23 protein-coding genes and 1 tRNA gene are annotated in these 24,197 nt (G+C 69.6%); 20 read left to right on the forward strand and 4 right to left on the reverse strand.

Going from position 1 to position 24,197, the window contains the following annotated elements; translation table 11 throughout:
• The first annotated feature begins 6 nt into the window (after nucleotides 1-6).
• The 8 genes from L1081_RS05555 to fae (L1081_RS05590) all read left to right on the forward strand — a co-directional run bounded on the left by L1081_RS05555 (nucleotide 7) and on the right by fae (L1081_RS05590) (nucleotide 6,983).
• A tRNA-Ser gene (locus tag L1081_RS05555) sits at nucleotides 7-99 on the forward strand.
• A 227-nt stretch (nucleotides 100-326) separates the two neighbouring features.
• Nucleotides 327-1,373 (forward strand): beta-ribofuranosylaminobenzene 5'-phosphate synthase family protein, encoded by a 1,047-nt coding sequence (locus tag L1081_RS05560; protein ID WP_489415559.1) that lies wholly within the window; start codon nucleotides 327-329, stop codon nucleotides 1,371-1,373.
• Nucleotides 1,374-1,441: 68 nt separating this feature from the next.
• On the forward strand, nucleotides 1,442-2,359 hold the full coding sequence (locus L1081_RS05565) for a methylene-tetrahydromethanopterin dehydrogenase N-terminal domain-containing protein (protein WP_489415560.1): 918 nt from the start codon (nucleotides 1,442-1,444) through the stop codon (nucleotides 2,357-2,359).
• 14 nt (nucleotides 2,360-2,373) lie between these two features.
• Nucleotides 2,374-3,516: an ATP-grasp domain-containing protein gene (locus L1081_RS05570; RefSeq protein WP_489415561.1), complete on the forward strand. Its 1,143-nt coding sequence runs from the start codon at nucleotides 2,374-2,376 to the stop codon at nucleotides 3,514-3,516.
• Nucleotides 3,513-4,520 (forward strand): methenyltetrahydromethanopterin cyclohydrolase, encoded by a 1,008-nt coding sequence (gene mch, locus L1081_RS05575; protein WP_489415562.1) that lies wholly within the window; start codon nucleotides 3,513-3,515, stop codon nucleotides 4,518-4,520. Before L1081_RS05570 ends, mch begins: the two co-directional genes overlap by 4 nt.
• A gap of 2 nt (nucleotides 4,521-4,522) precedes the next feature.
• Entirely contained in the window at nucleotides 4,523-5,476 is a 954-nt protein-coding gene (locus L1081_RS05580) for a RimK family alpha-L-glutamate ligase (protein ID WP_489415563.1), read from the forward strand.
• Nucleotides 5,473-6,387, forward strand: a complete 915-nt coding sequence (locus L1081_RS05585) for a triphosphoribosyl-dephospho-CoA synthase (RefSeq protein WP_489415564.1) — start codon at nucleotides 5,473-5,475, stop codon at nucleotides 6,385-6,387. The genes L1081_RS05580 and L1081_RS05585 overlap by 4 nt, the downstream gene beginning before the upstream one ends.
• Before the next feature lie 83 nt (nucleotides 6,388-6,470).
• Nucleotides 6,471-6,983, forward strand: a complete 513-nt coding sequence (gene fae / locus L1081_RS05590) for a formaldehyde-activating enzyme (protein WP_012748178.1) — start codon at nucleotides 6,471-6,473, stop codon at nucleotides 6,981-6,983.
• A 77-nt stretch (nucleotides 6,984-7,060) separates the two neighbouring features.
• On the opposite strand, the gene L1081_RS05595 is transcribed toward fae (L1081_RS05590), so the two are convergent.
• Entirely contained in the window at nucleotides 7,061-7,492 is a 432-nt protein-coding gene (locus L1081_RS05595; protein WP_124958301.1) for a dihydroneopterin aldolase, read from the reverse strand.
• Between the two features lie 312 nt (nucleotides 7,493-7,804).
• Here L1081_RS05595 and L1081_RS05600 point away from each other — a divergent pair, with 312 nt between their 5' ends.
• From L1081_RS05600 to L1081_RS05620, 5 genes are read left to right on the forward strand one after another with little or no spacing between them, the layout of a single operon-like run.
• Nucleotides 7,805-9,856: a sigma 54-interacting transcriptional regulator gene (locus L1081_RS05600; RefSeq protein ID WP_489415565.1), complete on the forward strand. Its 2,052-nt coding sequence runs from the start codon at nucleotides 7,805-7,807 to the stop codon at nucleotides 9,854-9,856.
• An 18-nt stretch (nucleotides 9,857-9,874) separates the two neighbouring features.
• Entirely contained in the window at nucleotides 9,875-10,528 is a 654-nt protein-coding gene (locus L1081_RS05605) for a flavoprotein (protein ID WP_489415566.1), read from the forward strand.
• Complete coding sequence (locus tag L1081_RS05610) at nucleotides 10,507-11,991, forward strand: DUF6513 domain-containing protein (RefSeq protein ID WP_489415567.1); 1,485 nt, start codon at nucleotides 10,507-10,509, stop codon at nucleotides 11,989-11,991. The genes L1081_RS05605 and L1081_RS05610 overlap by 22 nt, the downstream gene beginning before the upstream one ends.
• Nucleotides 11,988-12,569, forward strand: a complete 582-nt coding sequence (locus L1081_RS05615; RefSeq protein WP_489415568.1) for a DUF447 domain-containing protein — start codon at nucleotides 11,988-11,990, stop codon at nucleotides 12,567-12,569. Before L1081_RS05610 ends, L1081_RS05615 begins: the two co-directional genes overlap by 4 nt.
• Nucleotides 12,566-13,270, forward strand: coding sequence for a (5-formylfuran-3-yl)methyl phosphate synthase (locus L1081_RS05620; RefSeq protein WP_489415569.1), 705 nt, complete (start codon nucleotides 12,566-12,568; stop codon nucleotides 13,268-13,270). The genes L1081_RS05615 and L1081_RS05620 overlap by 4 nt, the downstream gene beginning before the upstream one ends.
• A gap of 3 nt (nucleotides 13,271-13,273) precedes the next feature.
• Here L1081_RS05620 and L1081_RS05625 read toward each other — a convergent pair whose 3' ends face one another.
• Genes L1081_RS05625 through L1081_RS05635 form a run of 3 tightly spaced genes read right to left on the reverse strand, consistent with a single transcriptional unit; the run spans nucleotide 13,274 to nucleotide 15,946 of the window.
• Nucleotides 13,274-13,873 (reverse strand): amino acid kinase family protein, encoded by a 600-nt coding sequence (locus L1081_RS05625; protein WP_489415570.1) that lies wholly within the window; start codon nucleotides 13,871-13,873, stop codon nucleotides 13,274-13,276.
• Nucleotides 13,873-14,970 carry a hydantoinase/oxoprolinase family protein gene (locus L1081_RS05630; RefSeq protein WP_489415571.1) on the reverse strand — a complete coding sequence of 366 codons (1,098 nt, stop codon included), beginning with the start codon at nucleotides 14,968-14,970 and terminating at the stop codon, nucleotides 13,873-13,875. The genes L1081_RS05625 and L1081_RS05630 overlap by 1 nt, the downstream gene beginning before the upstream one ends.
• Nucleotides 14,957-15,946 (reverse strand): ATP-grasp domain-containing protein, encoded by a 990-nt coding sequence (locus L1081_RS05635; RefSeq protein WP_489415572.1) that lies wholly within the window; start codon nucleotides 15,944-15,946, stop codon nucleotides 14,957-14,959. The genes L1081_RS05630 and L1081_RS05635 overlap by 14 nt, the downstream gene beginning before the upstream one ends.
• Before the next feature lie 38 nt (nucleotides 15,947-15,984).
• Here L1081_RS05635 and L1081_RS05640 point away from each other — a divergent pair, with 38 nt between their 5' ends.
• The 7 genes from L1081_RS05640 (at nucleotide 15,985) to pabB (ending at nucleotide 24,163) form a co-directional block, all read left to right on the forward strand.
• Nucleotides 15,985-16,707, forward strand: coding sequence for a HisA/HisF-related TIM barrel protein (locus tag L1081_RS05640; RefSeq protein WP_489415573.1), 723 nt, complete (start codon nucleotides 15,985-15,987; stop codon nucleotides 16,705-16,707).
• A 232-nt stretch (nucleotides 16,708-16,939) separates the two neighbouring features.
• A complete protein-coding gene (locus tag L1081_RS05645; protein WP_489415574.1) occupies nucleotides 16,940-18,163 on the forward strand; it encodes a molybdopterin-binding domain-containing protein in 1,224 nt (407 codons plus the stop codon).
• On the forward strand, nucleotides 18,160-19,845 hold the full coding sequence (locus L1081_RS05650; protein WP_489415575.1) for a formylmethanofuran dehydrogenase subunit A: 1,686 nt from the start codon (nucleotides 18,160-18,162) through the stop codon (nucleotides 19,843-19,845). Before L1081_RS05645 ends, L1081_RS05650 begins: the two co-directional genes overlap by 4 nt.
• Nucleotides 19,842-20,798 carry a formylmethanofuran--tetrahydromethanopterin N-formyltransferase gene (gene fhcD, locus L1081_RS05655; protein WP_489415576.1) on the forward strand — a complete coding sequence of 319 codons (957 nt, stop codon included), beginning with the start codon at nucleotides 19,842-19,844 and terminating at the stop codon, nucleotides 20,796-20,798. The genes L1081_RS05650 and fhcD overlap by 4 nt, the downstream gene beginning before the upstream one ends.
• Before the next feature lie 55 nt (nucleotides 20,799-20,853).
• Nucleotides 20,854-21,684, forward strand: coding sequence for a formylmethanofuran dehydrogenase subunit C (locus L1081_RS05660; RefSeq protein ID WP_489415577.1), 831 nt, complete (start codon nucleotides 20,854-20,856; stop codon nucleotides 21,682-21,684).
• A gap of 50 nt (nucleotides 21,685-21,734) precedes the next feature.
• Nucleotides 21,735-22,268 carry a formaldehyde-activating enzyme gene (gene fae / locus L1081_RS05665; protein ID WP_489415578.1) on the forward strand — a complete coding sequence of 178 codons (534 nt, stop codon included), beginning with the start codon at nucleotides 21,735-21,737 and terminating at the stop codon, nucleotides 22,266-22,268.
• Nucleotides 22,269-22,270: 2 nt separating this feature from the next.
• Nucleotides 22,271-24,163 (forward strand): aminodeoxychorismate synthase component I, encoded by a 1,893-nt coding sequence (pabB, locus tag L1081_RS05670; RefSeq protein ID WP_489415579.1) that lies wholly within the window; start codon nucleotides 22,271-22,273, stop codon nucleotides 24,161-24,163.
• Nucleotides 24,164-24,197: the final 34 nt, after the last annotated feature.

The raw sequence follows: 24,197 nt of genomic DNA on the forward strand, positions 1-24,197 counted from the left end.
CTTTCAGGAACTGTGACCGAGTGGCCGAAGGTGCTCCCCTGCTAAGGGAGTATGGGGTGTAGAGCCTCATCGAGGGTTCGAATCCCTCCGGTTCCGCCAGATAGCAAACAAAAACGCCCCTCACGGGGCGTTTTTCATTTGGGGCGCTGCATCGCAGCAGCCATCCCCGCCGCGGCCCGCACGCCGTGACACATTGTCCCGCTCCTGGGACATCGCCGGCCTCTTGAACGCGCCCTGGCCCCGGTGCCCCCTCTGGGCGCATGGACGGAACGGCCCTTGCTATGACAAGCGGGTCCATGACCTCGCCTCATCGCCCGCCGCCGCCCATGACCTCCGCCGACCTCGCCTTTGCTTCCAGGCTCGACCAGAGCGTTCGCACGGTAGGCGTGAGCGCGCCCGGGCGCCTGCACCTGGGCTTTCTGGACCCCTCGGGCTCGCTGGGGCGCGCGTTCGGCAGCCTGGGGCTGGTGATCGACGGCTTCACCACCGACCTCGAGCTGTCGGCGTCCGCGTCCTCGGACCAGCTGGCGGCCGACACGCCGGCCGGCGAGGCGGAACTGGCCCGCGCGGCGGACTATCTGGCGGTGTTGAAGCAGCGCAGCGGCCGCCACGCGCCGCTGGCGCTGCGGCTGCGCCACGCCTTGCCGCCGCATGCGGGCTTCGGCTCGGGCACGCAGCTGGCGTCGGCGATCGGGCGGGCCTTTGCCGAATGGCATGGGCTCGACCTGGACACGGGCACGCTGGCGCACTGGCTCGGGCGCGGCCTGCGCTCGGGAGTCGGCATTGCGGGTTTCGACAGCGGCGGCCTGCTCCTGGATGGCGGTCCGGGCGCCGACGGGCTGCCCGCACCGCTGCTGTCGCGCATCGAGTTTCCGGAGGAATGGCGCGTCATCGTCGTCCAGGATCCCACGCACAAGGGCCTGTCGGGCGGCGCGGAGAAGGAAGCCATCGCGGCCTTGCCGCCCCTGCCGCAGGCGGGCGCGGCCGAGATCTGCCATCAGGTGCTGATGCGGGTGCTGCCCGGCGCCGCGCGTGCGGAGTTCGCGCCGTTTGCCGCGGGCATCAACCGCATGCAGCAGCTGCTCGGCGAGCACTTTGCGCCGGCGCAGGGCGGCATCTACACGAGCGCTGCGGTCGGGCGGCTGATGCACTGGTTCGCGGATGCGAGCCGCGGGCACGACGCGGCCATCGGCCAGAGTTCATGGGGCCCAACGAGTTTTGCGATCGTGACTTCGCACGTGCGGGCCGAGATGCTGGTCGATGCGGCGCGTGCCTCCGGGCAGCTCGATCCGCGGTTGGAGCTGCGCATCGTCTCGGGCCGCAACCGCGGGGCGGTGGTGCGGGGTCGTGCCGCCGAGCCGCGCAACCGCTGAAGCCGTTGCAGCCGAAGAGCACCCGCCCTCAACCTTCCACACATCAATATCAACCAACGCAGGCCCTCATGGAACGTCCCCGCATCCTTCACATGTTCACCCCCGGCCAACAGATGAGCCCGTTCGACATCAACATGGCAGCGGACGCCGGCTACCAGATCATCGTGCCCTACTGCGAAGTGGGCCTGGACCGCATCACCGGGCTGACGCAGGACACCATCTTCTCGCGCGGACCCAAGGGCGTGGCGCGCACCGGCATCTTCATCGGCGGGCGCGATGCGCAGCTGGCGGCCGACATGCTCGAGCGCGCACGAACCTCGATGGTCAAGCCCTTCATCGTCTCGGCGATGGCCGATCCGAGCGGCGCCTACACCACGGCCGCGGCCATGGTGGCCTGCGTCGAGGCCGCGCTCAAGCGCCACCTTGGGCAGGGCCTGGAAGGCCAGCGCGTGGTGATCCTCGGCGGCATGGGGCCGGTGGGCCGCGTGGCGGGCGTGATCGCGGCAGGGGCCGGTGCCGAGGTGTACCTGTCCAGCCGCAACGGCATCGACGCGGCGCAGGAAGCGGCCGACGAAACCGGGCAGCGCTTCGGCGTGAAGCTGCACGGCCTCTCGGGCGGCGACCCCGACGCGGTGCGCCGCTCCATCGCCGATGCCGACGTGCTGCTGGCCTGTGCGGCCGCGGGCGTGCAGGTCGTATCGAGCGAGGCGCTCGGCGCCGCGACGCGGCTCAAGGTGGCGGCCGACGTGAACGCCGTGCCGCCCGAAGGCATTGCCGGCGTCGGCGTGATGGACGACGCCAAGCCATTGGCCGGCACGCAGGCCGTGGCCATCGGCGCGCTGGCGGTGGGCAACGTCAAGTACCAGACGCAGCATCGGCTGCTGGTGCAGATGTGCGAGGCCGAAAAAGCCCAGGTGCTGAGCTTCCCCGAGGCCTTTGCGGTGGCCCGCGCGTTCCTGGTCGAGCAGGCCGGAAAGACGGCTTGAAGCCAGCGGGAACCATGCAGACGATCGCCGTCGCCGCCATCTCCGCGCGCGCCATGGCCGAGGCGGCGGCAAGCGATGGCTTCAAGGTGGTCGCGCTCGATCTGTTCGGCGATGTCGACACGCGCCGAGCGGCTTCGCGCTGGATGCCGATTGGCGCGTCCGGCAGTTTGCAGATCGATGCTGCCAACGTGCTGGCCGCGCTGCGCACGCTCGCAGAGGACAGCGAACCGGTGCAGGGCTGGATCGCGGGCAGCGGCTTCGAAGGCGAGCCCGAATTGCTGGAAGAGGGCGCGGCCGTGCTGCCGCTGATCGGCACCGCGCCCGCGGCTGTGCGCCGCCTGCGCGATCCGGCGGCCTTCTTCGGCTTTCTCACCGCGCAGGTCATCCCCTTTCCGCAAGTGCTGCTGCAGCCGCCCGAGGACCCCGCGGGATGGCTCATGAAGGACGCGCACGGCTGCGGCGGCTGGCATGTGCGCCATGCGCCGTGGTCGATCGACGAGCCGCCGTCTTCGCACCACTACTTCCAGCGCGAAATGGCCGGGCTGCCGATGTCGGCCACCTTCATCGCCAATGGCCGCGACGTGCATGTGCTCGGCTTCAACGAGCAGACCGTGCGCCGCTTCGGCACGCGGCCCTTCGTGTTCTGCGGCGCCGTCGGGCCGGTGCCCGTGGCAGAGCACATCGCGCGCCGCGTGGCGGCCATCGCGCGCGCGCTGGCCGTGGAGTTCGAACTGCGCGGCCTGTGCAGCCTCGACTTCATGCGCGACGGCGACGCGATCGGCGTGCTGGAGGTCAACCCGAGGCCACCGGCCAGCATGAGCCTCTACAAGGCGCGCGCCGGTTCACCGGGCGTGATGCAGGCGCATCTGCGTGCCTGCCTGCATGGCGAGCTGCCGTCGCAGGTGCCATCGGCTGCGCAAGAGGTCGAAGGCATCGAGATCGTGTTCGCGCGGCAGCCGCTGCAGCTCGATGCGGCTGCGGCGCAGCGCCTTGCCGCATGGCCCGGCATTCGCGATCTGCCAGAAGCCGGCCAGCGCTTCGAGATCGACGACCCGCTGTGCACCCTGACCGCGAGCGGCAGCAGCGCGCAGCAGGTGCGCACCCGCTTGAACGAAGGCCGCGAGCGGCTGCTGCAATCACTGGAGACCAAGGCATGAGCAACACTTCCCCGCCTGTGGCCGTTTCGGGTCTGAGCGTCAACCTGCTGGCCCGCCCGCTGGTCGAGCGCCTGCTGGCCGATGCCGATGCGTTCGGGCTGCAAGTGCGCCGCGACGAGAGCGGCGCGCGTATCGTCGATGCCGGCATCGAGACGCGCGGCAGCGTGGCGGCCGGCCTGCAGATCGGCGAGATCTGCATGGGCGGGCTGGGGCATGTGAACCTGCGCAGCGGCAGCGCCGCTGAAGGCTGGCCCACGTGGCTCGACGTGCGCAGCTCGCAGCCGGTGCTGGCCTGCCTTGGCAGCCAATACGCCGGCTGGAGCCTCGCGGCCACGAAGGAGGAGACCGGCGGCAAGAAGTTCTTTTCGCTCGGCTCGGGGCCGGCGCGCGCGCTGGCGGTGAAGGAAAAACTCTTTGCCGAACTGGACTATCGCGACCATGCGCCATGCGGTGTGCTGGTGCTGGAAGTCGATCGCGCGCCGCCGAAGATCGTGATCGACAAGCTGCTGCGCGATTGCGGCCTGGCTGCGGAAGCGCTGACCCTGATCCTCACGCCCACCACCAGCCTCGCGGGCACGACGCAAGTGGTGGCGCGTGTGCTCGAGGTGGCGCTGCACAAGGCGCACGAGCTGGGCTTTGCGCTCGCCAACATCGTCGATGGCGCCGGCACCGCGCCGCTGCCGTCGCCGAGCGCCGATGGCGTCGAGGCCATGGGCCGCACCAACGACGCCATCCTGTACGGCGGCCGCGTGCACCTGACAGTCCGCGGCGACGACGGCGCGGCACGCGAGCTGGCGCGTGCGCTGCCGTCGCGCAACTCGCGCGACCACGGGCGCTCGTTCGCCGAGATCTTCAAGGAGGTCGAGTACGACTTCTACAAGATCGACGGCGCCTTGTTCGCACCGGCCGAGGTGTGGGTCAGCAATGTCGACAGCGGCAACACCTGGCACGGCGGCGCGCCCGACATGGCACTGCTGCAGCGCCTCTGGCTGCAGGAGGCCTGACCGTGCGCATCGCCATCATGACGGACGAGATCGGCTGGCACACGCGCCAGCTGCAGGCCGCGCTGCGCGCACGCGGCGCGGTGGGGCGCTGCGTCGACCTGGCCGACTGCAACATCGACACCACCGCGGCATGGCATGGCCTGGTCATTCCCGGCTACGGCCGCGAGCTGCCCGATGCGGTGCTGGTGCGCGGCATTGCCGGCGGAAGCTTCGAGCAGGTCACCAAGCGCCTGGGCGTGCTGCATGCCCTGCGCGAACTGGGCGTGCCGGTCTACAACGATGCGCGCGCCATCGAGCGCACGGTCGACAAGTCGATGACCAGCCTGCTGCTGCATGCCGCGCGCATTCCCGCACCCGCCACCTGGGCCACCGAATCGGCGGCGCAGGCGCGGCGAATCGCCATGCGCGAGATGGCCGCGGGCCATGCGCTGGTGCTCAAGCCCTTGTTCGGCTCGCAGGGCAAGAACCTGCAGCTGGTGGGCGAGGTCGACGGCGTCCATCATCCGATGCCCGACATCGATGCGCGCTACGCGGGCCTGGCCTATCTGCAGCGCTTCGTCCCGCCCATGGCCTCGCCGGGTTTCGACTGGCGCGTGATGGTGGTGGGCGGGCGTGCCGTCACCGCGATGCGGCGCGTCAGCACGCACTGGATCCACAACGTGGCCCAGGGCGCGCGCTGCGAGCCGGCCGTGCTGGAGCCCGCGCTCGCGCAACTGGCCGAAGGCGCGGCGCAGGCGCTGGACATGGACTACGCGGGCGTGGACCTCATCGCCGCGGCCAGCGGGCCGAAGATCCAGGTGCTCGAGGTCAACGGCGTGGCCGCCTGGCAGGGACTGCAGCGCGCGACGGGCTTCAACATCGCGCGCGCCATCGTCGACGACCTGCTCGACCGCAAGCTCGCGCAGGCGCGGAGCCTCGTGCAGCAGATCCTGCCGTTGCCGGAGCGCCGCGCTTGATGATGACGAACGCGCGGCAGGCGGCCATCGAGCGCGCGCGGGCCTGCTTCCTGCGGGCCTGCTGGCTCGACGTGGCCGTGCGCAAGCCCGGCAACGTGAGCCAGGCTTCGCCGGGCCACGGCATGGAGGCCTCGATGTTCGTTGCCAGCGCGGAGGCCGCGGCCGGTGCGCTGTTCGAGCCCGGCTTGCGCGTGGGCGCGCGCATCGAAGCGGCCGTGGCGGCCACCTGGGCGGTGGCGGGGTGCAACACCAACCTCGGCATCCTGCTGCTGTGCGCGCCCATCGCGCTCGCGGTGGAGCAGCACCCGCACGCCGGAACCCCCGCAGCCTTGCGCACGGCGGTGGAGTCGGTGCTGGCCACGCTCGACATCGACGATGCGCGCGCCGCCTATCGCGCGATTGCGCAGGCGCATCCCGGTGGCCTGGGCACCGCGCCGGCCGAGGACGTGCGCGATACGCCCAGCGTCGACCTGCGTGCCGCCATGGCGCTTGCCGCGGACCGCGACCTCATCGCGCGCCAGTACCGCGACGGATTCGCGGACCTGTTCGCGCTCGCGTTCCAGGAACCGGTGCAACCGGCGGGCTGCGGCGAAGCGCCGACCGATGCCAGTGCATCGCCCGATACCGCCACTGTGGCTTTCGTCCAACGGCTTTACCTGGCTTGTCTGAGCGCCTTTCCTGATTCACACATTGTTCGAAAACACGGCGAGCGCGTGGCACAGACTGTCATGACGGCGGCGCAGGCCTGGCAGGAGCGTGCCGGCGCGGGCGTGGCACTCGACGCCGACCCCGGCTTCGCCGCCTGGGACCTTTCACTCAAGGCCGCAGGCGTCAACCCCGGGACCAGCGCCGATTTCACCGTGGCCGCGCTGCTGCTTTCGGGCTGGGCGAATGGATGGCACGGATCGTGATACCCATGGCTTTGCGCTGGTCTTCCTGACCGGTGTCGTATTGACCCTAATCACCTTGGACCTCTGAGAGGAGACTCGAAACCATGGCAAAAATCGATCGACTGATGGTGGGCGAATCGCTCGTTGGCGACGGCAACGAAGTAGCCCATATCGACCTGATCATCGGACCGCGCGGCAGCGCTGCCGAGACCGCCTTCGCGAATGCGTTGACGAACAACAAGGACGGCTTCACTTCGCTGCTCGCAGTCGTGGCTCCCAACCTGCTGACCAAGCCGGCCACCGTGATGTTCAACAAAGTGACCATCAAGGGCGCCAAGCAGGCGGTGCAGATGTTCGGGCCGGCGCAGCGCGCCGTGGCGCTGGCGGTGGCCGACAGCGTCGAGGATGGCACCATCCCCATGGCGGAGGCGGACAACCTGTTCATCTGCGTCGGCGTGTTCATCCACTGGCTTGCCGACGATGACAAGAAGATCCAGGACTACAACTACCAGGCCACCCGCGAGGCCATCCAGCGCGCCGTGGCCGGCTCGCCGACGGCCGCGGAAGTGGTCGACAAGAAGGGCACCACGGCACACCCGTTCGCGGCCCACCTCTGAGCCGCAAAACAAAAAACCGGCGCGTGAACCGCGTCGGTTTTTTTCTTGCTGCCGCATCGCGCGGCAAGCGTGAACGCTCAGTGCTTGGCGGGCACCATGCCGCTCGCAAGAAAGTTCAGCACGGTCGCGCCGTGCACCAGCTTCGAGGCGCGGTGCGTGGGCGCGTGGCGCTCGATCTGCACGCCCACGGCCTGCACATCATCGAACTTGCGCGGCTTCACGACCTTCACGCGGACCCAGCTGGCGCCGAACTCGTCGATGAGGATGTCGGCGATGGCCTCTGCAAAGGCCTCAAGCAGTTGCAGCCGGTGCTCGGCCATGAGCCGCACCAGCCGCTCACGCACCACGCCATAGTCGATGGTGTCGCCGATGCGGTCGGTGTCGCAGGCGCGTGCGCGGGGCACGCCGGCGTGCACGTCGATCAAGAGGGGCTGCGGATGATGCAGCTCGGAGTCGTGGATGCCGATCACCGTCTGGCCGCTGAAGCCCTCGATGAAGATCAGGTCCATGGGCGCCGGTGCCTCGGCCGCGTCGGGCGATGCATTCGAGGCAGGCGAGGCATTCGAGGAGGAAAGGCGGGCGACGGAAGGACGCGGGCTGTTGTTCAAGTGCTGTCTCCAGTGGTGATCGAATATGTTTGAAAGTGTGTCTGGCGGCATGCAAGCCCACCCCGGCGAGATTCGTCAACGCAAAATGCAGGCCAGAGACCGGACCCGCTCCGGCATTGCCAATGCTTGGTGTTTCACCGGGTGCGCGGCAAGCCGGCAGGCACAACAATGGGCCGACCAAGGAGACACGATGGAACGCGCCGGAGAACTCCAATGACATTGACGCTGAGGCAGGGCGATCGACACGCTGACCGTGTGCTCGACGTGGTGAGGCGGGGCTTTCACGAAGAGGGCAACGATCTGGTCACGCGGTCGTGGAGCCGCTGCCTGAACCAGTACCAGCTCGATCCGGGCCGCCCGCGCGAACCGGTGGTCATTGCATCGTCGGCGCTGCAGAGTCGGCGTAACCAGCATGCCGACGTCATCGAGTGCGCACGCTACGAGATGACCACGCTCTACCAACAGCTCGCGGACGCCGAGTCCGCCGTGGTGCTCACCGATACCGACGGCGTGATCGTGCACATGGTGTCCTCGCCCGAGTTCGCCGCCGAAGCGGAGCCCATGGGCCTGCGCGCCGGTGGCATGTGGGGCGAGGCCGAAGCCGGCACCAACGGCATGGGTACCTGCCTGGCGGCGGCGCATCCGATCTCCGTGCGGCGCGAAGAACATTTCTTCAGCCACTTCACGCAGCTCACGTGTTCGGCGGTGCCGGTGTTCGATCCGTCCGGCGAGATCATCGCGGTGCTCGACGTGACCAGCCGCTCCAGCCTCATGCAGCAGCACGTGCTGGTGCTCCTGGGCATGACGGCGCGCATGATCGAGAACCGGCTCATCGACAAGCGCTTCTCGAATGCGCATCCGCTGCACTTCCACAGCCGGCCCGAATTCGTCTACACGCTGCACGAGGGCAAGCTTGCGGTCGGCGACGATGGGCGCATTCTTGCGGCCAATCGCAGCGCCTTGTTCCAGCTCGGCCTGCAGTCGATGGACGAGATCCGCACGCAGCGCATCGACGATCTGTTCCAGACCTCGCTCGAAGACATCGTCCAGCGCAGCCTTTCTTCTTCATTCCATCCGGTGGTGGCCTACCGGGCCAATGCGGCGCTGCGCTTCTTCGCTGTGGCGCGGCGACCGGCCTCCGATGCCGCGACGCCGGCGCGTGCGCGTGCGGCCGGCGCGGCTGGCACGGCTTCGATGGTGGCGGAGACGGGTGCCGAAGCCTTCCGTGCGCCGCTGCGGCCGACGGCCGCGCGTGCGCCGAGCGTTCGCACCTTCAAGGACGCGCGGCTCGTCGCGCACCTGGACACCGCGCGGCGCGTGGTCGCGCGCCGAACCCCCGTGCTGCTGTGCGGCGAAACGGGTTCGGGCAAGGAGGTGTTCGCGCGCGCCATCCACGAGAGCAGCCCGCATGCCGAGGGCGCCTTCGTCGCGGTCAATTGCGCGAGCCTGCCCGAGACGCTGATCGAATCCGAACTCTTCGGCTACAAGGCCGGCGCCTTCACCGGCGCGCAGCGCAGCGGGCGGCGCGGCAAGATCCTGCAGGCCGATGGCGGCACGCTGTTCCTCGACGAGATCGCCGACATGCCGCTGGAGCTGCAGGCCCGCCTGCTGCGCGTGCTCGACGAGCGCCAGGTCACGCCGCTGGGCACCGAGGACACCCATCCGGTGGACTTCCAGCTTGTGAGCGCGAGCCACCAGCACCTGCCGAGCCTGGTGCGCGAAGGCCGCTTCCGCGAAGACCTCTACTACCGCCTGGCCGGCATCGAACTCGACCTGCCCGCGCTGCGCGACCGCAGCGACAAGCGCGACCTGATCCACGACGTGCTCAAGGACGAAGGCGGCAGCGACAGCCGGCTCGGCGAAGAGGCCGAGCGCCTGCTCATGGCCTATTCATGGCCCGGCAACCTGCGGCAATTGCGCCATGTACTGCGCAGCGCCGCTGCGCTGGCCGACGGCAAGACCATCACGCGGGAGCACCTGCCTTCGCTGGCGGTGCGCACGGCGCCGTCGCCATTGCCCGCGCTGGCCCATGCTGCTGCAGCGTCCGAACCGGTCGATGCCGCCGCCGATGCAGCGCCGTCCGATCCGGCACCGGCCATCAAGCAACTCAACCCGATCCAGGCCAACGAGCGGCAGGTGCTGCTGCAGATGCTCGAGCAGCATCGCTGGAACGTGAGCAACGTCGCCAAGGCGCTCGATGTCAGCCGCAACACCCTGTACCGAAAACTCCACAAGCTTCACATCGAGATCTCTCCACCCGATTGAGCCTGAAGGCTCGCAGACATGACGAACGGGGAGCCGACGGGCACGGGCAAGATCGACCCACGCGGCGCCGCGCTGGCCGCCGAAGACGGGGAAGCGCCGCTGCCCGCGTCGCCGCCGCGCTCGCGGCTGGCCTGGTGTGTCACGGGCTCGGGCCATTTCCTCGAGGAATCGCTTGCCATTGCGGCGCGGCTGCCCTCGGTCGACCTGTTCCTCTCGGCCGCTGCCGAGGAGGTGCTGCCGATCTACAAGCTGCAGATCGAGGCGCTGAAGCCGCGCTTCCGCGTCTTCCGCGACAAGACCGCCAGCGGCGTGCCGGTGGGCATGCTCTACGACGACGTCTATCACACGGTGGTGGTGGCGCCGGCCACCAGCAACACGGTGGCCAAGTGCGCATTCGGCATCAGCGACTCGCTGCCGACCAACATGTTTGCGCAGGCCGGCAAGCTCGGCATTCCTGGCATCGTGTTTGCATGCGATACGGAACCGGTGGTGGTGACCAAGTCGCCGCATGACTGGGTCACGCTGCGCCCGCGGCGCATCGAACTGGACAACGTGGAGCGGCTGCGCGGCATCGATTTTTGCCAGGTGGTCTGTTCACCGGCCGAACTGGAGACCGCGCTCGACACGCGCCTGAAGGAACTTTCTCTCGCATGGAACACATCGTCTTCCTGACCGGGCGCCTCGCCCAAGCCAGCCTCACGCGGGTGCTGGCCGGGATCGAGGCGGCACCGTTCACATGGGAAGTGCGCGAGATCGGTCTGCAGGTGGCGGCGCTGATGACGGCCGACATGATCCGCCGCCGCGTTGCGGCCCCCGTGTTCACCGAGGGCGAAGGCGAGGGCGCCGCGCCTCGCCGCGCCGACCGCATCATGGTGCCGGGCCGCTGCCGCGGCGACGTCGAGGCCCTGAGCCTTCACTTCGGCGTTCCGGTGGAACGCGGCCCGCAAGAGCTGAAAGACCTGCCGCGCCACTTCAACCGCAGCGCGCGCGCGGTCGACCTGGACGAGTACGAGGTCGCGATCTTTGCCGAGATCGTCGACGCGCCGCGGCTCTCGGTGGCGCAGATCATCGAGCGCGCGCAGCAGCTCGCGGCCGACGGCGCCAACGTGATCGATCTGGGCTGCCTGCCCGAGACGCGCTTCGACCACCTGGCCGAAAGCGTGCAGGCGCTGAGGGCCGCGGGCTTCCAGGTCAGCGTCGATTCGAGCGATACGCAGGAACTGCTGCTCGGCGGCAAGGCCGGCGCCGACTACCTGCTGAGCCTCACGCTCGACACCCTGTGGATCGCCGACGAGGTCGCGGCCACGCCCGTGCTGATACCGCGCGTTCCGGCCGACGAAGCGTCGCTGTATGCAGCCGTCGAGCAGATGCAGCGCCGCGGCCGCGCCTTCCTGGCCGATTCGATCCTCGACCCGATACCCTTCGGCCTGACCGCCTCGATCGTGCGCTACCACCGGCTGCGCGAGCGCTTTCCCGACGCGCCGATCATGCTGGGCGTGGGCAACCTCACCGAGCTCACCGAGGCCGACACCAGCGGCATCAACGCGGTGCTGTTCGGCATTGCCGCCGAGCTGAACGTGGCGGCGGTGCTGACCACGCAGGTGAGCCAGCATGCGCGCCGCGCGGTGAGCGAGGCCGACTGGGCGCGCCGCATCATGCACGCCGCGGCGCGCAACGCCACGCTGCCCAAGGGCATGAGCGATGCGCTGATGACGGTGCACGCCAAGCATCCGTTCCCCGACACGCCCGAAGAAATCGGCGAGATCGCCTCGCAGGTGCGCGACCCCAACTTCCGCGTGCAGATTTCGCCGCTCGGCCTGCACGTCTACAACCGCGACGGCATGCGGCTCGCGCAGGGCGCCTTCGAACTCTGGCCGCAGCTCCAATTGCAGGACGACGCCGACCATGCGTTCTACATGGGCGTGGAACTGGCGCGGGCCGAGATCGCCTGGCAGCTCGGCAAGCGCTACGTGCAGGACCAGCCGCTCGACTGGGGCTGCGCCACGCCGCGGGTCACCGAAGACCTCGCGCGCTGGTGCGCGCCGGGAACCACCATGAAGACATCGAAGAAGAACAGCGCGGCAGAGAGCGACGCCACGAGCACCACCATCACCACCGCGCCATCACCCACATGAACGACCAGATCTTCGAAGCCGTGGTGACCACCGTGGCGCCCGGCGGCAAGCCGCACGTGGCGCCGATGGGAATCCGCTACCAGGAAGGCGGCATCCTGCTGATGCCGTTCAAGCCCTCGACCACGCACGACAACATCGTGGCCACCGGCCATGCGGTGCTCAACATCGTCTGCGACACGCGTGTGTTCGCGGGCTGTGTCACGGGCCGCAAGGTGTGGCCCACGCTGCCGGCCGAGCGCATCGAAGGCGTGCGGCTCGCCGCTGCGCTGCGCCACGTCGAACTCGAACTGGCCGAGCAGCGCGACGACGTGCAGCGGCCGGTGCTGCGCATGGTGGCCGTGCACGAGGCCACGCATGCGCCGTTTGCCGGCTTCAACCGCGCGCAGGCCGCGGTGGTCGAAGGGGCAGTGCTGGTGAGCCGGCTGCACATGCTCCCTCCCGAGAAAGTGGAAACCGAAATGACCTACCTGCAGATCGCGATCGACAAGACAGCCGGCCCCGAGGAACGCGAGGCCTGGGAGTGGCTGCGCGCCGCGGTCGCGCAGCACCGCGCCGCTGCCCGGGAGCGCACATCATGACGACGCGCATGCTGGTGAGCGTGCGCAGCGTGGACGAAGCCCTGCTCGCGGCCCGCGGCGGCGCCGACTTCATCGATCTGAAGGAACCCAACGAAGGCGCACTGGGCGGCCTGCCGGTGGCAGCCATAGTCGCCATCGTGAGTGCGCTGCGCGGGCACGGCATCGGCCTGCCCGTGAGCGCGACGATCGGCGACCTGCCCATGCATGCGCCGGATGCCATCCTGGCGCGGGTGGACGCGGTCGGTGCCTGCGGCGTGGACTACGTGAAGGTCGGCATCGAGCGTGGGCCTGAAGCCTTCGCGGTGCTCGATGCGCTCGCGGCCTGCGGCTGGCCGGTGGTACCGGTCTTCATCGGCGACCACGGGCTCGATGCCGCACTGACCGCGCATGGCTGCACGCTCGGCTTTCCCGGGCTCATGGTCGACACCGCCGACAAGCAGGCCGGCAGCCTGTTCGATGCCGTGCCGATGGCCGACCTGCGCGCCTTCCTGGCCCAGGTGCGCGCCGCGGGGCAAATGGCCGGTGTGGCGGGCGCGCTGCGCACGGCGCATGTTCCGCTGCTGCAATCGCTGGCGCCGGACTTTGCGGGGTTTCGCAGCGCCGTTTGCGTGGGCGACCGCAAGGCGGCCCTTTGCCCGGAGCGGCTGGCGGCACTGGCCGCGCTGCTGCACGGCGAGGCCGTGGAGCCTGTGCCGGCCTGAACTTCAGCGCGGGGCGAAGGTGGCCTCGCCCAGCAACAGCGCACGCATGGTCGCCAGCTGGTTCTTGTGAAGCAGGGTGATCGGAAACGCCGCATCGCCGGAGCGTTCGGCAAACTGCTGGTCGACCACGCCGGCATCGCCAAGCTCGTTGAGCGTCATCTGTGGATCGATGGTGCATGACTTGACCAGGACCAGCTGCTCGGCATTGAGATGCTTGGCGAGGTCGAGCGCGATGGTGTCGGACGTGGCGTCCCAGCTGGTGCGGCCGTCCGGCTTGTCGCGCCGCAGTTCGAGCGGCAGCCACAGCGCGGTTTTTCCGCGCCGCAGAAGGTCGGGGATTTCGGTCTTGCGCGTGGCAAGCTGCAGCGCCGGGTTCAGCGCATGCAGCTGGTAGGCCGTCTGCGCCATGGCCAGCACCGCCATGTTGTGGGCGGCCAGGTCGTTGAACTGCCAGTGCGCCTGCACGCGCCGCACTTCGTCTGCAAAGGTGCCGCCGCCGCAGACCACCGTGACGCGGCCACCGCCAATCTGCGTCAGCAGATCGAGCCACTGCGGCAGCACCGGGTCGGCACAGAGGCTGCCGCCAATCTTGACCACCCACATCAGTCGTGCTCCCTTTCGAACAGCGCGGCCACTGCCACGCTCGGTGCGCACACCTGCGTCCAGCCGGCGGTGCCCGCGGGCGCATGGCGGGCCACGTTCGCCACGTCGGCGCCATAGGCGGCAAAGCGGCGCGGCACGGCGCCCGCGCCTTCGCCCTCCGCGGCGGCGGCCAGGCCGGGCACCAGGAAGGCGCCGCAGCCCGCGCTCACCACCACGGCATCGCGCGAGAGCGCATGCGCCGCCAGCACACGGCGCAGCTGCGCACCGATGGCTTCGACCTGCGCCGAGCGCCAGGCGTGTGCGAGGTCCAGCCATTCTTCAGCGGATGCGTCGCGTTCGTCCAGTCCCACCATGCGCGCAAGGCGCTGGCGCGTGGCCGGCAGGCTCTTGGCTGCGTTGTCGGCGCTGGGGTGCAGGTCGTGCGCTGGATCGAGTTCGCCGCACAGGCGATAGACGTCGGCCGTGGTGGCGAAGAACTCGTTCATCACGTGCCTTGCCTGGCCGCGCCATTCGATGCGCTGCGTCAATGCGCACACCGGCGTGCGCACCACGCCGTGGTAGGCGAGCTCGCCGCTCACCAGGCGCTCGGCGTCGGTGCGGCTGGTGGTCAGCACGCGCTGGTTGCCGAAGGCGATCAGGTCGGTGGTGGTGCTGCCGATGTCGACCAGCACGCCCTCGGTGAAAACGAGCGCGGCATGCCGAGCGGTCGCGAGCCAGTTGGCCGAGGCGATGTGCTCCCAGTGCCGCGCGACATCCGCCGCGGTGCACCAGCCCGCATCGCCGGCAAAGAAATGCAGCGCGCCCGGCCGCGTGGGCAGCGCGGCCGCCAGTGCCGCGGCAATGCCGCGCACGCCGGCTTCGCGGTCCGGAAAAAGGTCGACCATCTCGCCCGTCATCGTGACGGCATGCCGTGCGGACGCAAGCATGGGCCAGCGCGTGCCCGCGGCCTGCAGCGCACGCGCCAGATGGTCGAGGCCCTGCCAGAGCGGACAGCCCCACTGCGCCACGTCGACCACGTCGCCGCCTTGCAGCAGGCAGGCCTTGACATGGGCGCCGCCGATGTCCCAGCCGATGGTGGTGCGTTCAGGCGACGGCACGCGCAAGTTCCCGTTCCTGGGTGCCGCTGCCGTGCAGGCGGTCCGCCAGCAGCTCCGCTGCGAGGTTGCGGCCGAGCGCCGCCGAGAGCCCGACATAGGCACAGGTCACACGCGGATTGATCTCGATCATCACCGGCCCGTGCTGCGGATGCCAGACCAGGTCGATACCCGCGAAGCCGCGCAGCCCGGGGATGGCGCGCGCCACCTGCATGGCCAGCGCAGCCAGGTCATGCCGGCGCGGATCGCCGCGGCCCACCGCGTCGACGTTCACGCCGTCGAAGGACAGCCTGCCGTGCGCATCGATCGAAATGCATTGGCGGTTGATGCTCAGCATTTCGGCATTCTGCTCCGTGCACAGCAGCGAGAGGCTCAGGGCTTCGCCCTCGATCCACGGCTCGAGCGTCAAGGTGGCGCCAGCCTGCGCGCGCAGGGCCTGGTCTTCGAGCGCATCGGCGTGGCGGGTGTGCACGTGGGTGGCCACGCCGCCGGCGCCATCGTCGGGCTTCACTACCCAGCGCGTGATATCGGGCGCATCGGCAAAGGCCAGCGGCGTCTGCACGCCGTGGGCGGCCAGATGCGCGAGCGTGGCGTTCTTGCCGGCCGTGAGTTCGATGGCCTCGGCACTGCAGCCGAGCCAGCGCGCATGGCCCACCGTGCGCTGGAAACGCGCGAGCAGGCCGTCCGTCTCGGGCGCCACCAGCCACACGAGGTCATGCAGAGCGCTCTGCCGCGCGACGAAGTCGAAGGCCGATTCGTTGGCGCGGGCCCGCAGTGGCACGGCGCCTGCAGGCAGGGTGTTCCCCGGTTCGCAGACCGCCGCGGAGACCGAACAATCGGCGGCGCGCACCAGGTCCGCCACCATGGCATCGCGCATCGACAGGCCCAGCGGCAGCAGCTCGTCGGCTGCGGCGTCGTCGCCGTAGTCGCTCCAGCCGCCGCCGCTGAGATACTCGTAAACAAAAACGCGTTTCGTCATTTCATCATCCACTTTCCGGGCTCTTCCCCATCTTCCCCATGACTTCCGAACTGAACCTGATCCCTGTCGTCGACCTGCTGAAGGGCCAGGTGGTGCGGGCCGTGCGCGGCGACCGCAAGGCCTACCGGCCGATCGTTTCGGCGCTGTGCGCCAGCAGCGATCCGGTGACGGTGGCGCGCATCCTGTGCGAGCACTGCGCGGCCCGGCAGCTGTATGTGGCCGACCTCGACGCTTTGCAGGGCGGGGCGGTGCAGATCGCCGTGTTGGCCGATCTGCTGCGGGCACTGCCGGGCATCGAGCTCTGGCTGGATGCCGGCCTTGCGGATGCACCGGCCGGCCAGGCGCTGCGCGAACAGCTGGCGCCCTACGCCTCGCGCATCGTGCTGGTGTTCGGCAGCGAATCGCTGCGTTCGCGCGAGGCGCTGGAGCGCTGTTTCGAGGCTACGGCCGGTGACCCCGGGGCGGCGCTGTCGCTGGACCGGCGCGATGGCCAGCGGCTCGATGCCGCCGGCTGCTGGGACGCGGTGGAACTGTGGCCGAAGCGGCTGATCGTGATGACGCTGGAGCGCGTCGGCTCCGGCGCCGGCCCCGACCTGGAAACGCTGCAGGAAGTGAGGCGCCTGGCGCCGGGCGCCATGGTGATCGGTGCTGGCGGAATCCGCAGCGAGGACGACCTGGCGCGCGCGAGCGCCGCCGGCGCCGATGCCTGGCTGGTGGCCAGCGCGCTGCACGACCTGCAATTGCCACGCGTACGCCGCTGATCTGCCGAAGCCGGTGCGACGAGGGTGGGTGAGGCGTGCCATCCGCCCGCTGTACACACGAACCGTGCCATCCACCGGCGGGCTCGCTTGCACTGTTGCCGGCCGTTGCCGGCACGCATTGACCGCCAAAAGCGCAACACTCTGTCTCACTTCGTGTGTGTCAACAGGGCCCGGTCCCAAGGCGCGGCGGCCCTGCGGGTGAATGGCACATGGCTTGCGTGGTGGCCTGCCCATGAATCAACCCGACACTGCCGCACCAGTCGGCAATGCCCCCTGGACCTGCCCCTTTTGCCCCCTGCTGTGCGATACCTTCGGCGTGGAGGTAGGCACGCCGCTCAAGCTCGTGGGCAGCGACTGCCCGCGCGCGCGCAAGGCGCTCGCCAACTTCGATGCCGCAGCCGGCGCGGCGCAGCCCCGGGTCGACGGCCAAGAGTGCGACCTGGACACGGCGCTCGGCAAGGCCGCCTCGCTGCTCGCGGCCAGCCGCCAGCCCCTGTTCGGCGGCCTCGGCACCGATGTCGCGGGCGCCCGGGCGCTCTATGCGCTGGCCTGCGAAACCGGCGCCATCTGCGACCCCGCCCAGGGGCAGGCGCTGATGCATGGCCTGCGCGCGCTGCAGGACCGCGGCGGCTTCAGCACCACGCTGGCGGAAGCGAAGACGCGCGCCGACCTGGTCGTCTGCATGACCGAGGAACCGGCGGCGCACTACCCGGAGTTCTTCCGCCGCATCGGCGTGGCGGAGCGGGAGGGCGTGGCCGTGGAAACGCTGCCGCTGCACGGCGACCTGTTCGACACCGTGGCGCTGCTCGCGGCGCTCGTCGCGGGCCGTGTTTCCAAGGACGATGCCCGCGTGCCGCCCGACCTGGCGGCGCTTTCGGCGCGGCTGCAGGCGGCGCGCTATGCGGTGCTGGTGTATGAATCGGGCCGGCTGCCGGCGCAGGGCGCGCTGATCGTCGAGGCGATCCAGCGCATCGTTGCCACGCTCAACCGAAGCACGCGCGCGGCCTCGCTGCCGCTGGGCGGTGGCGACGGTGCCTCCACCGTGAACCAGGTGTTCGCCTGGCTCTCGGGCCTGCCGCTGCGTTCGCGCGCCGGGCCGATGGGCCTGGAGCATGAGCCGCTGTGCTTCGATGCCGAGCGCCTGCTGGCCGATCGCGCGGCCGACACGCTGCTGTGGGTGTCGAGCTACGGCCCCGAGCCGGCGCCGCCAGCCGCAGGCATGCCGCGCATTGTGCTCGGCCATCCCGGCATGCCCCTGCCGCGGGATGCGCACGGGCTGGTATTCATTCCCGTGTCCACACCCGGCATCGGCTCCGCAGGCCATCTGTTCCGCACCGACGGCTCTGTGCTGCTGCCGCTGTGGCCCGTGTACGAAGACAAGCTGCCGAGCGTGGGCGAGGTGGTCCGGCGACTGACGCAGGCGGTGCAGGCATTGAAAAAAGGGCGCGTGCAATGACGACGACACTGCGCTTGCGCGGCGGCCGTGTCATCGATCCCGTGAACGGCCGCGACGAGGTGCGCGACCTGTACGTGCGCGATGGCCGCATGGTCGAGCTCGCGCCGAACGAAGCCGCCACCGAAGAGATCGACATTGGCGGCTGCATCGTGATGGCCGGCGGCATCGACATGCACACCCACATCGGCGGTGGCAAGGTCAACCTCGCGCGCATGCTGCTGCCCGAAGACCATCGCGCCAACGCCAACCCCATTGCGCTGCCCGACAACGTGCTCGAGCTCGCCTCGTGCGGCACCTGCACGCCCGGCACCCTGGCCACCGGCTACCGCTATGTCGAGATGGGCTACACGGCGGCCTTCGAGCCGGCCATGATGGCCTGCAACGCGCGCCACGCGCACATGGAGATGGGCGACACGCCGATCCTCGACCACGGCGCCTACGTGATGCTCGGCAACGACGAGCTGTTTTTGCGCATGCTGGCCGAGGGCTGGGACTTCGAGCGCATCCGCGACTATGCGGGCTGGACCATCAACGCCAGCAAGGCGATGGGCGTGAAGGTGGTGAACCCGGGCGGCATCTCGGCCTTCAAGTTCAACCAGCGCAGGCTCGACGTCGACGAGAACCACGTGCACTGGCAGGTCACGCCGCGGCAGGTGGTGCACACGCTGGCGCGTGCGCTGCGCGAGCTCGGCGTGCCGCATCCGCTGCACATCCACGGCAGCAACCTGGGCGTGGCCGGCAACATCCAGTCCACGCTCGACACCATCGCGGCGCTCGACGGATTGCCCGGGCACCTGACGCACATCCAGTTCCACGCCTATGGCACCGAGGGGCCGAAGAAATTCTCCTCGGCCGCGCTGCAGCTCGCCGAGGTGGTGAATGCGAACAGGAACGTCAGCATCGACGTCGGCCAGATCATGTTCGGCCAGACGGTCACGGCCTCGGGCGACACCATGCGCCAGCATGCGCAGTCGGGCCTGGCCGATCCGCGCAAGTGGATCGGCGTCGACATCGAGTGCGAGGCCGGCTGCGGCGTGGTGCCGTTCCGCTACCGCGAACAGAGCTACGTGAATGCGCTGCAATGGGTGATCGGGCTGGAGATCTTTCTGCTGGTGGACGACCCATGGCGCGTGGTGCTGACCACCGACCATCCCAACGGCGGTCCGTTCACGAGCTACCCGCACCTGATTCGCCTCTTGATGGACCGGAGCTTCCGCGAGGAGCAGCTCGCCAAGCTGCATCCAGAAGTGGCGGCGCAGGCCGCGCTGCGCTCGATCACGCGCGAGCTCTCGCTCTACGAGATCGCGATCATGACCCGCGCCGGCCCTGCGCGGCTGCTGGGCCTACGCGACCGCGGCCACCTGGGCGCGGGCGCCGCGGCCGACATCGCGGTGTACCGCGAGAACGCCGACCGCGAGGCCATGTTCGCGACACCCGAATATGTGTTCAAGGACGGCGTGCTGGTCTCGCGCGCGGGCCGCGTCACGGCGGCGCCGGTGGGCGGCACGCACTTCGTCGCACCCGACTACGACCGCGGCATCGAGAAGCGGCTGCGCCGGCATCTTGCGGCGCAGGGCTCGGTCAACTTCGACCACATCGCCATCGGGCACGACGAGCTGTGCCAGTGCTGCAACGGCGGGCGCCTGCTGCCGGCCGAGTGCTTCAAGGAGTCGTCGTCGTGAAAGCCCTGGAGCGCAACGGCGTCGTCATCGACGAAACCTTTGCCGAGGCCTTTCCGATGAAGGCCACGCGCATCCTCATCACGGCGCACAACATGGCTTGGGCGCGCCATGCGGCGGTGTCGGCCACCGGCTTTGCAACTTCGGTGATCGCCTGCGGCTGCGAGGCCGGCATCGAGCGCGAGATCGCGCCGGACGAATCGCCCGACGGCCGGCCCGGCGTGAGCGTGCTGATCTTCTCGATGTCGGGCAAGGAGCTCGGCAAGCAGCTCGAGCGCCGCGTCGGCCAGTGCGTGCTGACCTGTCCGACCACCGCGGTGTTCGCGGGCCTGCCGCGCGGCGCACCCGGCAGCGACGTGGCCGCGCTCGGCAAGAACCTGCGCTTCTTCGGCGACGGCTGGCAGATCTCGAAGGTGATCGACGGCGTGCGCTACTGGCGCGTGCCGGTGATGGACGGCGAATTCGTCGCGCAGGAAGACACGCCCGTGGTGAAGGCCGTGGGCGGCGGCAACCTGCTGCTGCTGGCGCGCGACACCGATGCCGCACTGGCCGCCGCCGAGGCCGCGGTGGCGGCGATGAAGCGGCTGCCCAACGTGGTGATGCCGTTTCCGGGCGGCGTGGTGCGCTCGGGCTCGAAGGTCGGCAGCCGCTACGCGAACCTCAACGCCTCGACCAACGATGCCTTTTGCCCGAGCCTCGTCGGGCTGGTGGCGCACAGCGAACTGGCGGGCGGCGCGTCCGCACCACAGGAGATCGGCTGCGTGATGGAAATCGTGATCGACGGCCTGACCGAGGCCGACGTGGGCGCCGCCATGCGCGTGGGCATGGAAGCGGCCATTGCCATCGGCCCGGCGGGCGGTCTGCTGCGCATTTCGGCCGGCAACTACGGCGGCAAGCTCGGGCCGTTCCATTTCCATCTGCACAAGCTGCTGGGCGCGGCGGGAGATGCGCCATGAGCCGCCGGGCCGCTCCCAAGGCGAATACCGCAGCGCGTAGCGCGGAGGTTGCCTTATGAGCGGATGGCACTTCAGGCTGCGGCGGGCGCCGGCGCTGCGTGTCGATCTGCGCGGCATCACGCCGGCGGCACTCGCGGAGCTTTCGCTTGCGCAGGTCGGGCAGCTGCGCGTGGGCCATGGCAACGCGCTGCTGGCGCTGGCCGAGCTGTTCGATGTCGCGCCGGGCACGGAAGAGGGCGCGCTTCGCTTCGAAGGCGATCTCGGGCGCTTCGACCGAATCGGCTGGCAGATGGACAGCGGGCGCATCCGCGTCGAAGGCGACGCGGGCCACTATGCGGGCGGCTGCATGCGCGGCGGCGCGCTGCAGATCGATGGCAGCGCCGGCCTGCTGGCCGCCTGCGAAATGGCCGGCGGCAGCATCGAGGTGAGAGGCGATGTCGGCGACTTCGCGGCCAGCACCTTGCCCGGCAGCATGGACGGCATGCGCGGCGGCACCCTCGTGGTCCATGGCCATGCGGGCGAGCGCTTCGGCGACCGCATGCGCCGCGGGTCCGCGCTGGTCCATGGCGATGCGGGCGCGTTCCTGGGCTCGCGCATGGTGGCGGGCACGATTGCGGTCGGCGGCAAAGCCGGCGCGCATGCGGGCTACGGCATGCGCCGCGGCAGCATCGTCTTTGCCGGACCCGATGCCGCCTTGCCGCAAGGCATCGAGGCGGCGCTGACCTTCGTGCCGAACCGGACTGCAACACCGGTCTTCTGGGCCCTGCTGTCGCGTGATCTGGCACGGCACGGCGGACCGTTCAGCGACTTGCCCGCGCGCCGCATCGAACGCCACCTGGGCGATCTTTCGGCCGACGGCAAAGGCGAACTCGTCATGTGCCTGTGATTCGTCACGGCCTTTCTTTCTTTCTTCAAACCACTCCTGAATTCCTTTCCATGACGCATCCCCATCTTTTCCACGCCGGCGAAGCCACCGTCCTTGCCAAGGAAGGCCAGTTCACCGACGCCATGCCCGAGATCCTGATCGGCGCGACCGATGGCCCCGTGGGCCAGGCCTTCGCCAACATGATGGCGCAGAGCAAGGGCCACACCGCGATGTTCGCCATCCGCGCCTGCAACCAGCTCGTGCGGCCCGCGACCATCATGGTGCCCAAGGTCACGCTGAAGGACGTGGCCAACATCGACCTGTTCGGCGGCGTGGTGCAGAGCGCAACCGCCGATGCGGTGGTCGACTGCCTGATCGATGGCATCATTCCCCGGGAACATGCCAACACGCTGTGCATCATCAGCCTGGTGTGGATCGATCCGCGCTGCGCCAAGGACCAGAACCTCGACAAGAAAGACATGTACCGCACCAACTACGAAGCCACCAGGCTCGCGATCCGGCGCGCGCTGAACAACGAGCCGTCGGTGGACGAGCTGATCGCCAACCGCCACCGCATCAAGCACGACATGGACGACTGGAGCTGACCTTGCCTTCGTTCGCGCTCCTAGACGACTGCGGCTCGACGCCCGCGCGGCCCACCAGCCGGCTGCACACCGGGTTCGTGCGCGAGCACCGCTGTGCCGACCCGGCCGATCTCGATGCGGCCTGGGCGCGGGTCGATGCCGACCTGCGGCAGGGCCTGCACGCGGTGCTGCTGGCCGACTACGAATGGGGCGCCAGGCTGCAGCATGCAGGGCATGCACGGCTTGCGGCTGACGATGCCTCGGCGCTGCGCGTGCTGATGTTCCGCGACTGCGCCAAGCTTTCGGCGGACGAGGTTGCCAGCTGGCTGGAGCAGCTCGAGGCGGGCGAGGCCGATCCGCCGCAGCCCGTCGGCGTGATGGACCTGCAGCCCAGCATCGACGAGCCGGCCTTCACCGAAGCCATCGCGCGCATCCACGACGCCATCGCCGCGGGTGAAACCTACCAGGTCAACTTCACCTACCGGCTGCAGGGCCAGGGCTATGGCTCGCCCGTGGCGCTGTACCGGCGCCTGCGCGAGCGGCAGCCCGTGGCCTATGGCGCGCTGATCGCCTTGCCCGAAGCCAATTCAAAGACGGGGGAGGGCGACGTCACCCACGTGCTCTCGTGCTCGCCCGAACTCTTCCTGCGCCACGACGCGGGCGTGCTCACCGCGCGCCCCATGAAAGGCACCGCGGCCCGCGCCGATGCGCCCGAGGGCGACAGCGAGATGGCGCGCCGGCTCTCGGTCGACACCAAGAACCGTGCCGAGAACGTGATGATCGTCGACCTGCTGCGCAACGACATCGGCCGCGTGGCGTGCATCGGTTCCGTCAAGGTGCCGACGCTGTTTGCCATCGAGCCCTACGCCACGGTGTTCCAGATGACCTCGACCATACAGGCACGGCTGCGCACAGGCGTCGGCATGCCCGAGCTGTTGCGCGCGGTGTTCCCCTGCGGCTCCATCACGGGCGCGCCCAAGCACCGCACCATGGAATGGATCGGCGAACTCGAAAGCACGCCGCGCGGCCTCTACTGCGGCGCGATCGGCTGGATCGATGCGCCGGCTGAAGGCACGACCATCGGCGACTTCTGCCTGTCGGTGGCGATCCGCACCCTCACGCTGGGCGCGCAGCAGAAGGGCCTGCGGCCACTGCGTCTGGGCATTGGCGCCGGCATCGTGCAGGACAGCATTGCGGCCGACGAATTCGAGGAATGCCTGCTCAAGGCGCGTTTTCTCACCGCGCTCGATCCCGGCTTCGAGCTCTTCGAGACCATGCTGGCCACGCCCGGCGAAGGCATCCGCTACCTGGACCGCCACCTCGCGCGGCTGGCGCGCAGCGCGCGCGCGCTGGGCTTCCGGCTCGATCGCGATGTCGCGATGCAGGCGCTGCGGGAGGCCTTGCCCGCGCTCGCGCCGGGCCAGCCCTCGCGCCTGCGGCTCGCGCTGGCGCACGGCGGGCGCATCGGCGTGACGCATTCGCCGCTGCCGCCCTTGCCCCCGGGCGCAGTGAAGCTGCTGATTGCCGACCAGCGGTTGCCCAATGCGAACCCGCTGGCCGCCTACAAGACCACCGTGCGCCAGCACTACGATGCCGGCGTGCGCGCGGCCGAACGCGCCGGCGCCTTCGACAGCCTGTTCTTCACTGAGGACGGCCGGCTCGTCGAAGGCGGGCGCAGCACGGTGTTCGCGCGCATCGACGGACGCTGGTGGACGCCGCCGGTTGCCGACGGCGCGCTGCCGGGCGTGATGCGCGGCGTGCTGATCGAAGACTCGATCTGGGAGGCCACCGAAGGCAGCCTGTACCGGCAAGACCTGGAGGCCGCACAGAAGCTGGTGGTGTGCAATGCGCTGCGCGGCGTGCTGCCGGCGCAGCTGGTTCGGCAAGCGCAGCCGCACGAGGCGGCCGCCGCTTGAGAAGCAGGGCCCGCGCCTCGCTCGACCGGGCTTG

Origin of the sequence: Variovorax sp. MSC1_012 (assembly GCF_023667525.1) — a bacterium.
Classification (GTDB): Bacteria; Pseudomonadota; Gammaproteobacteria; order Burkholderiales; family Burkholderiaceae_C; genus Variovorax; species Variovorax beijingensis_B.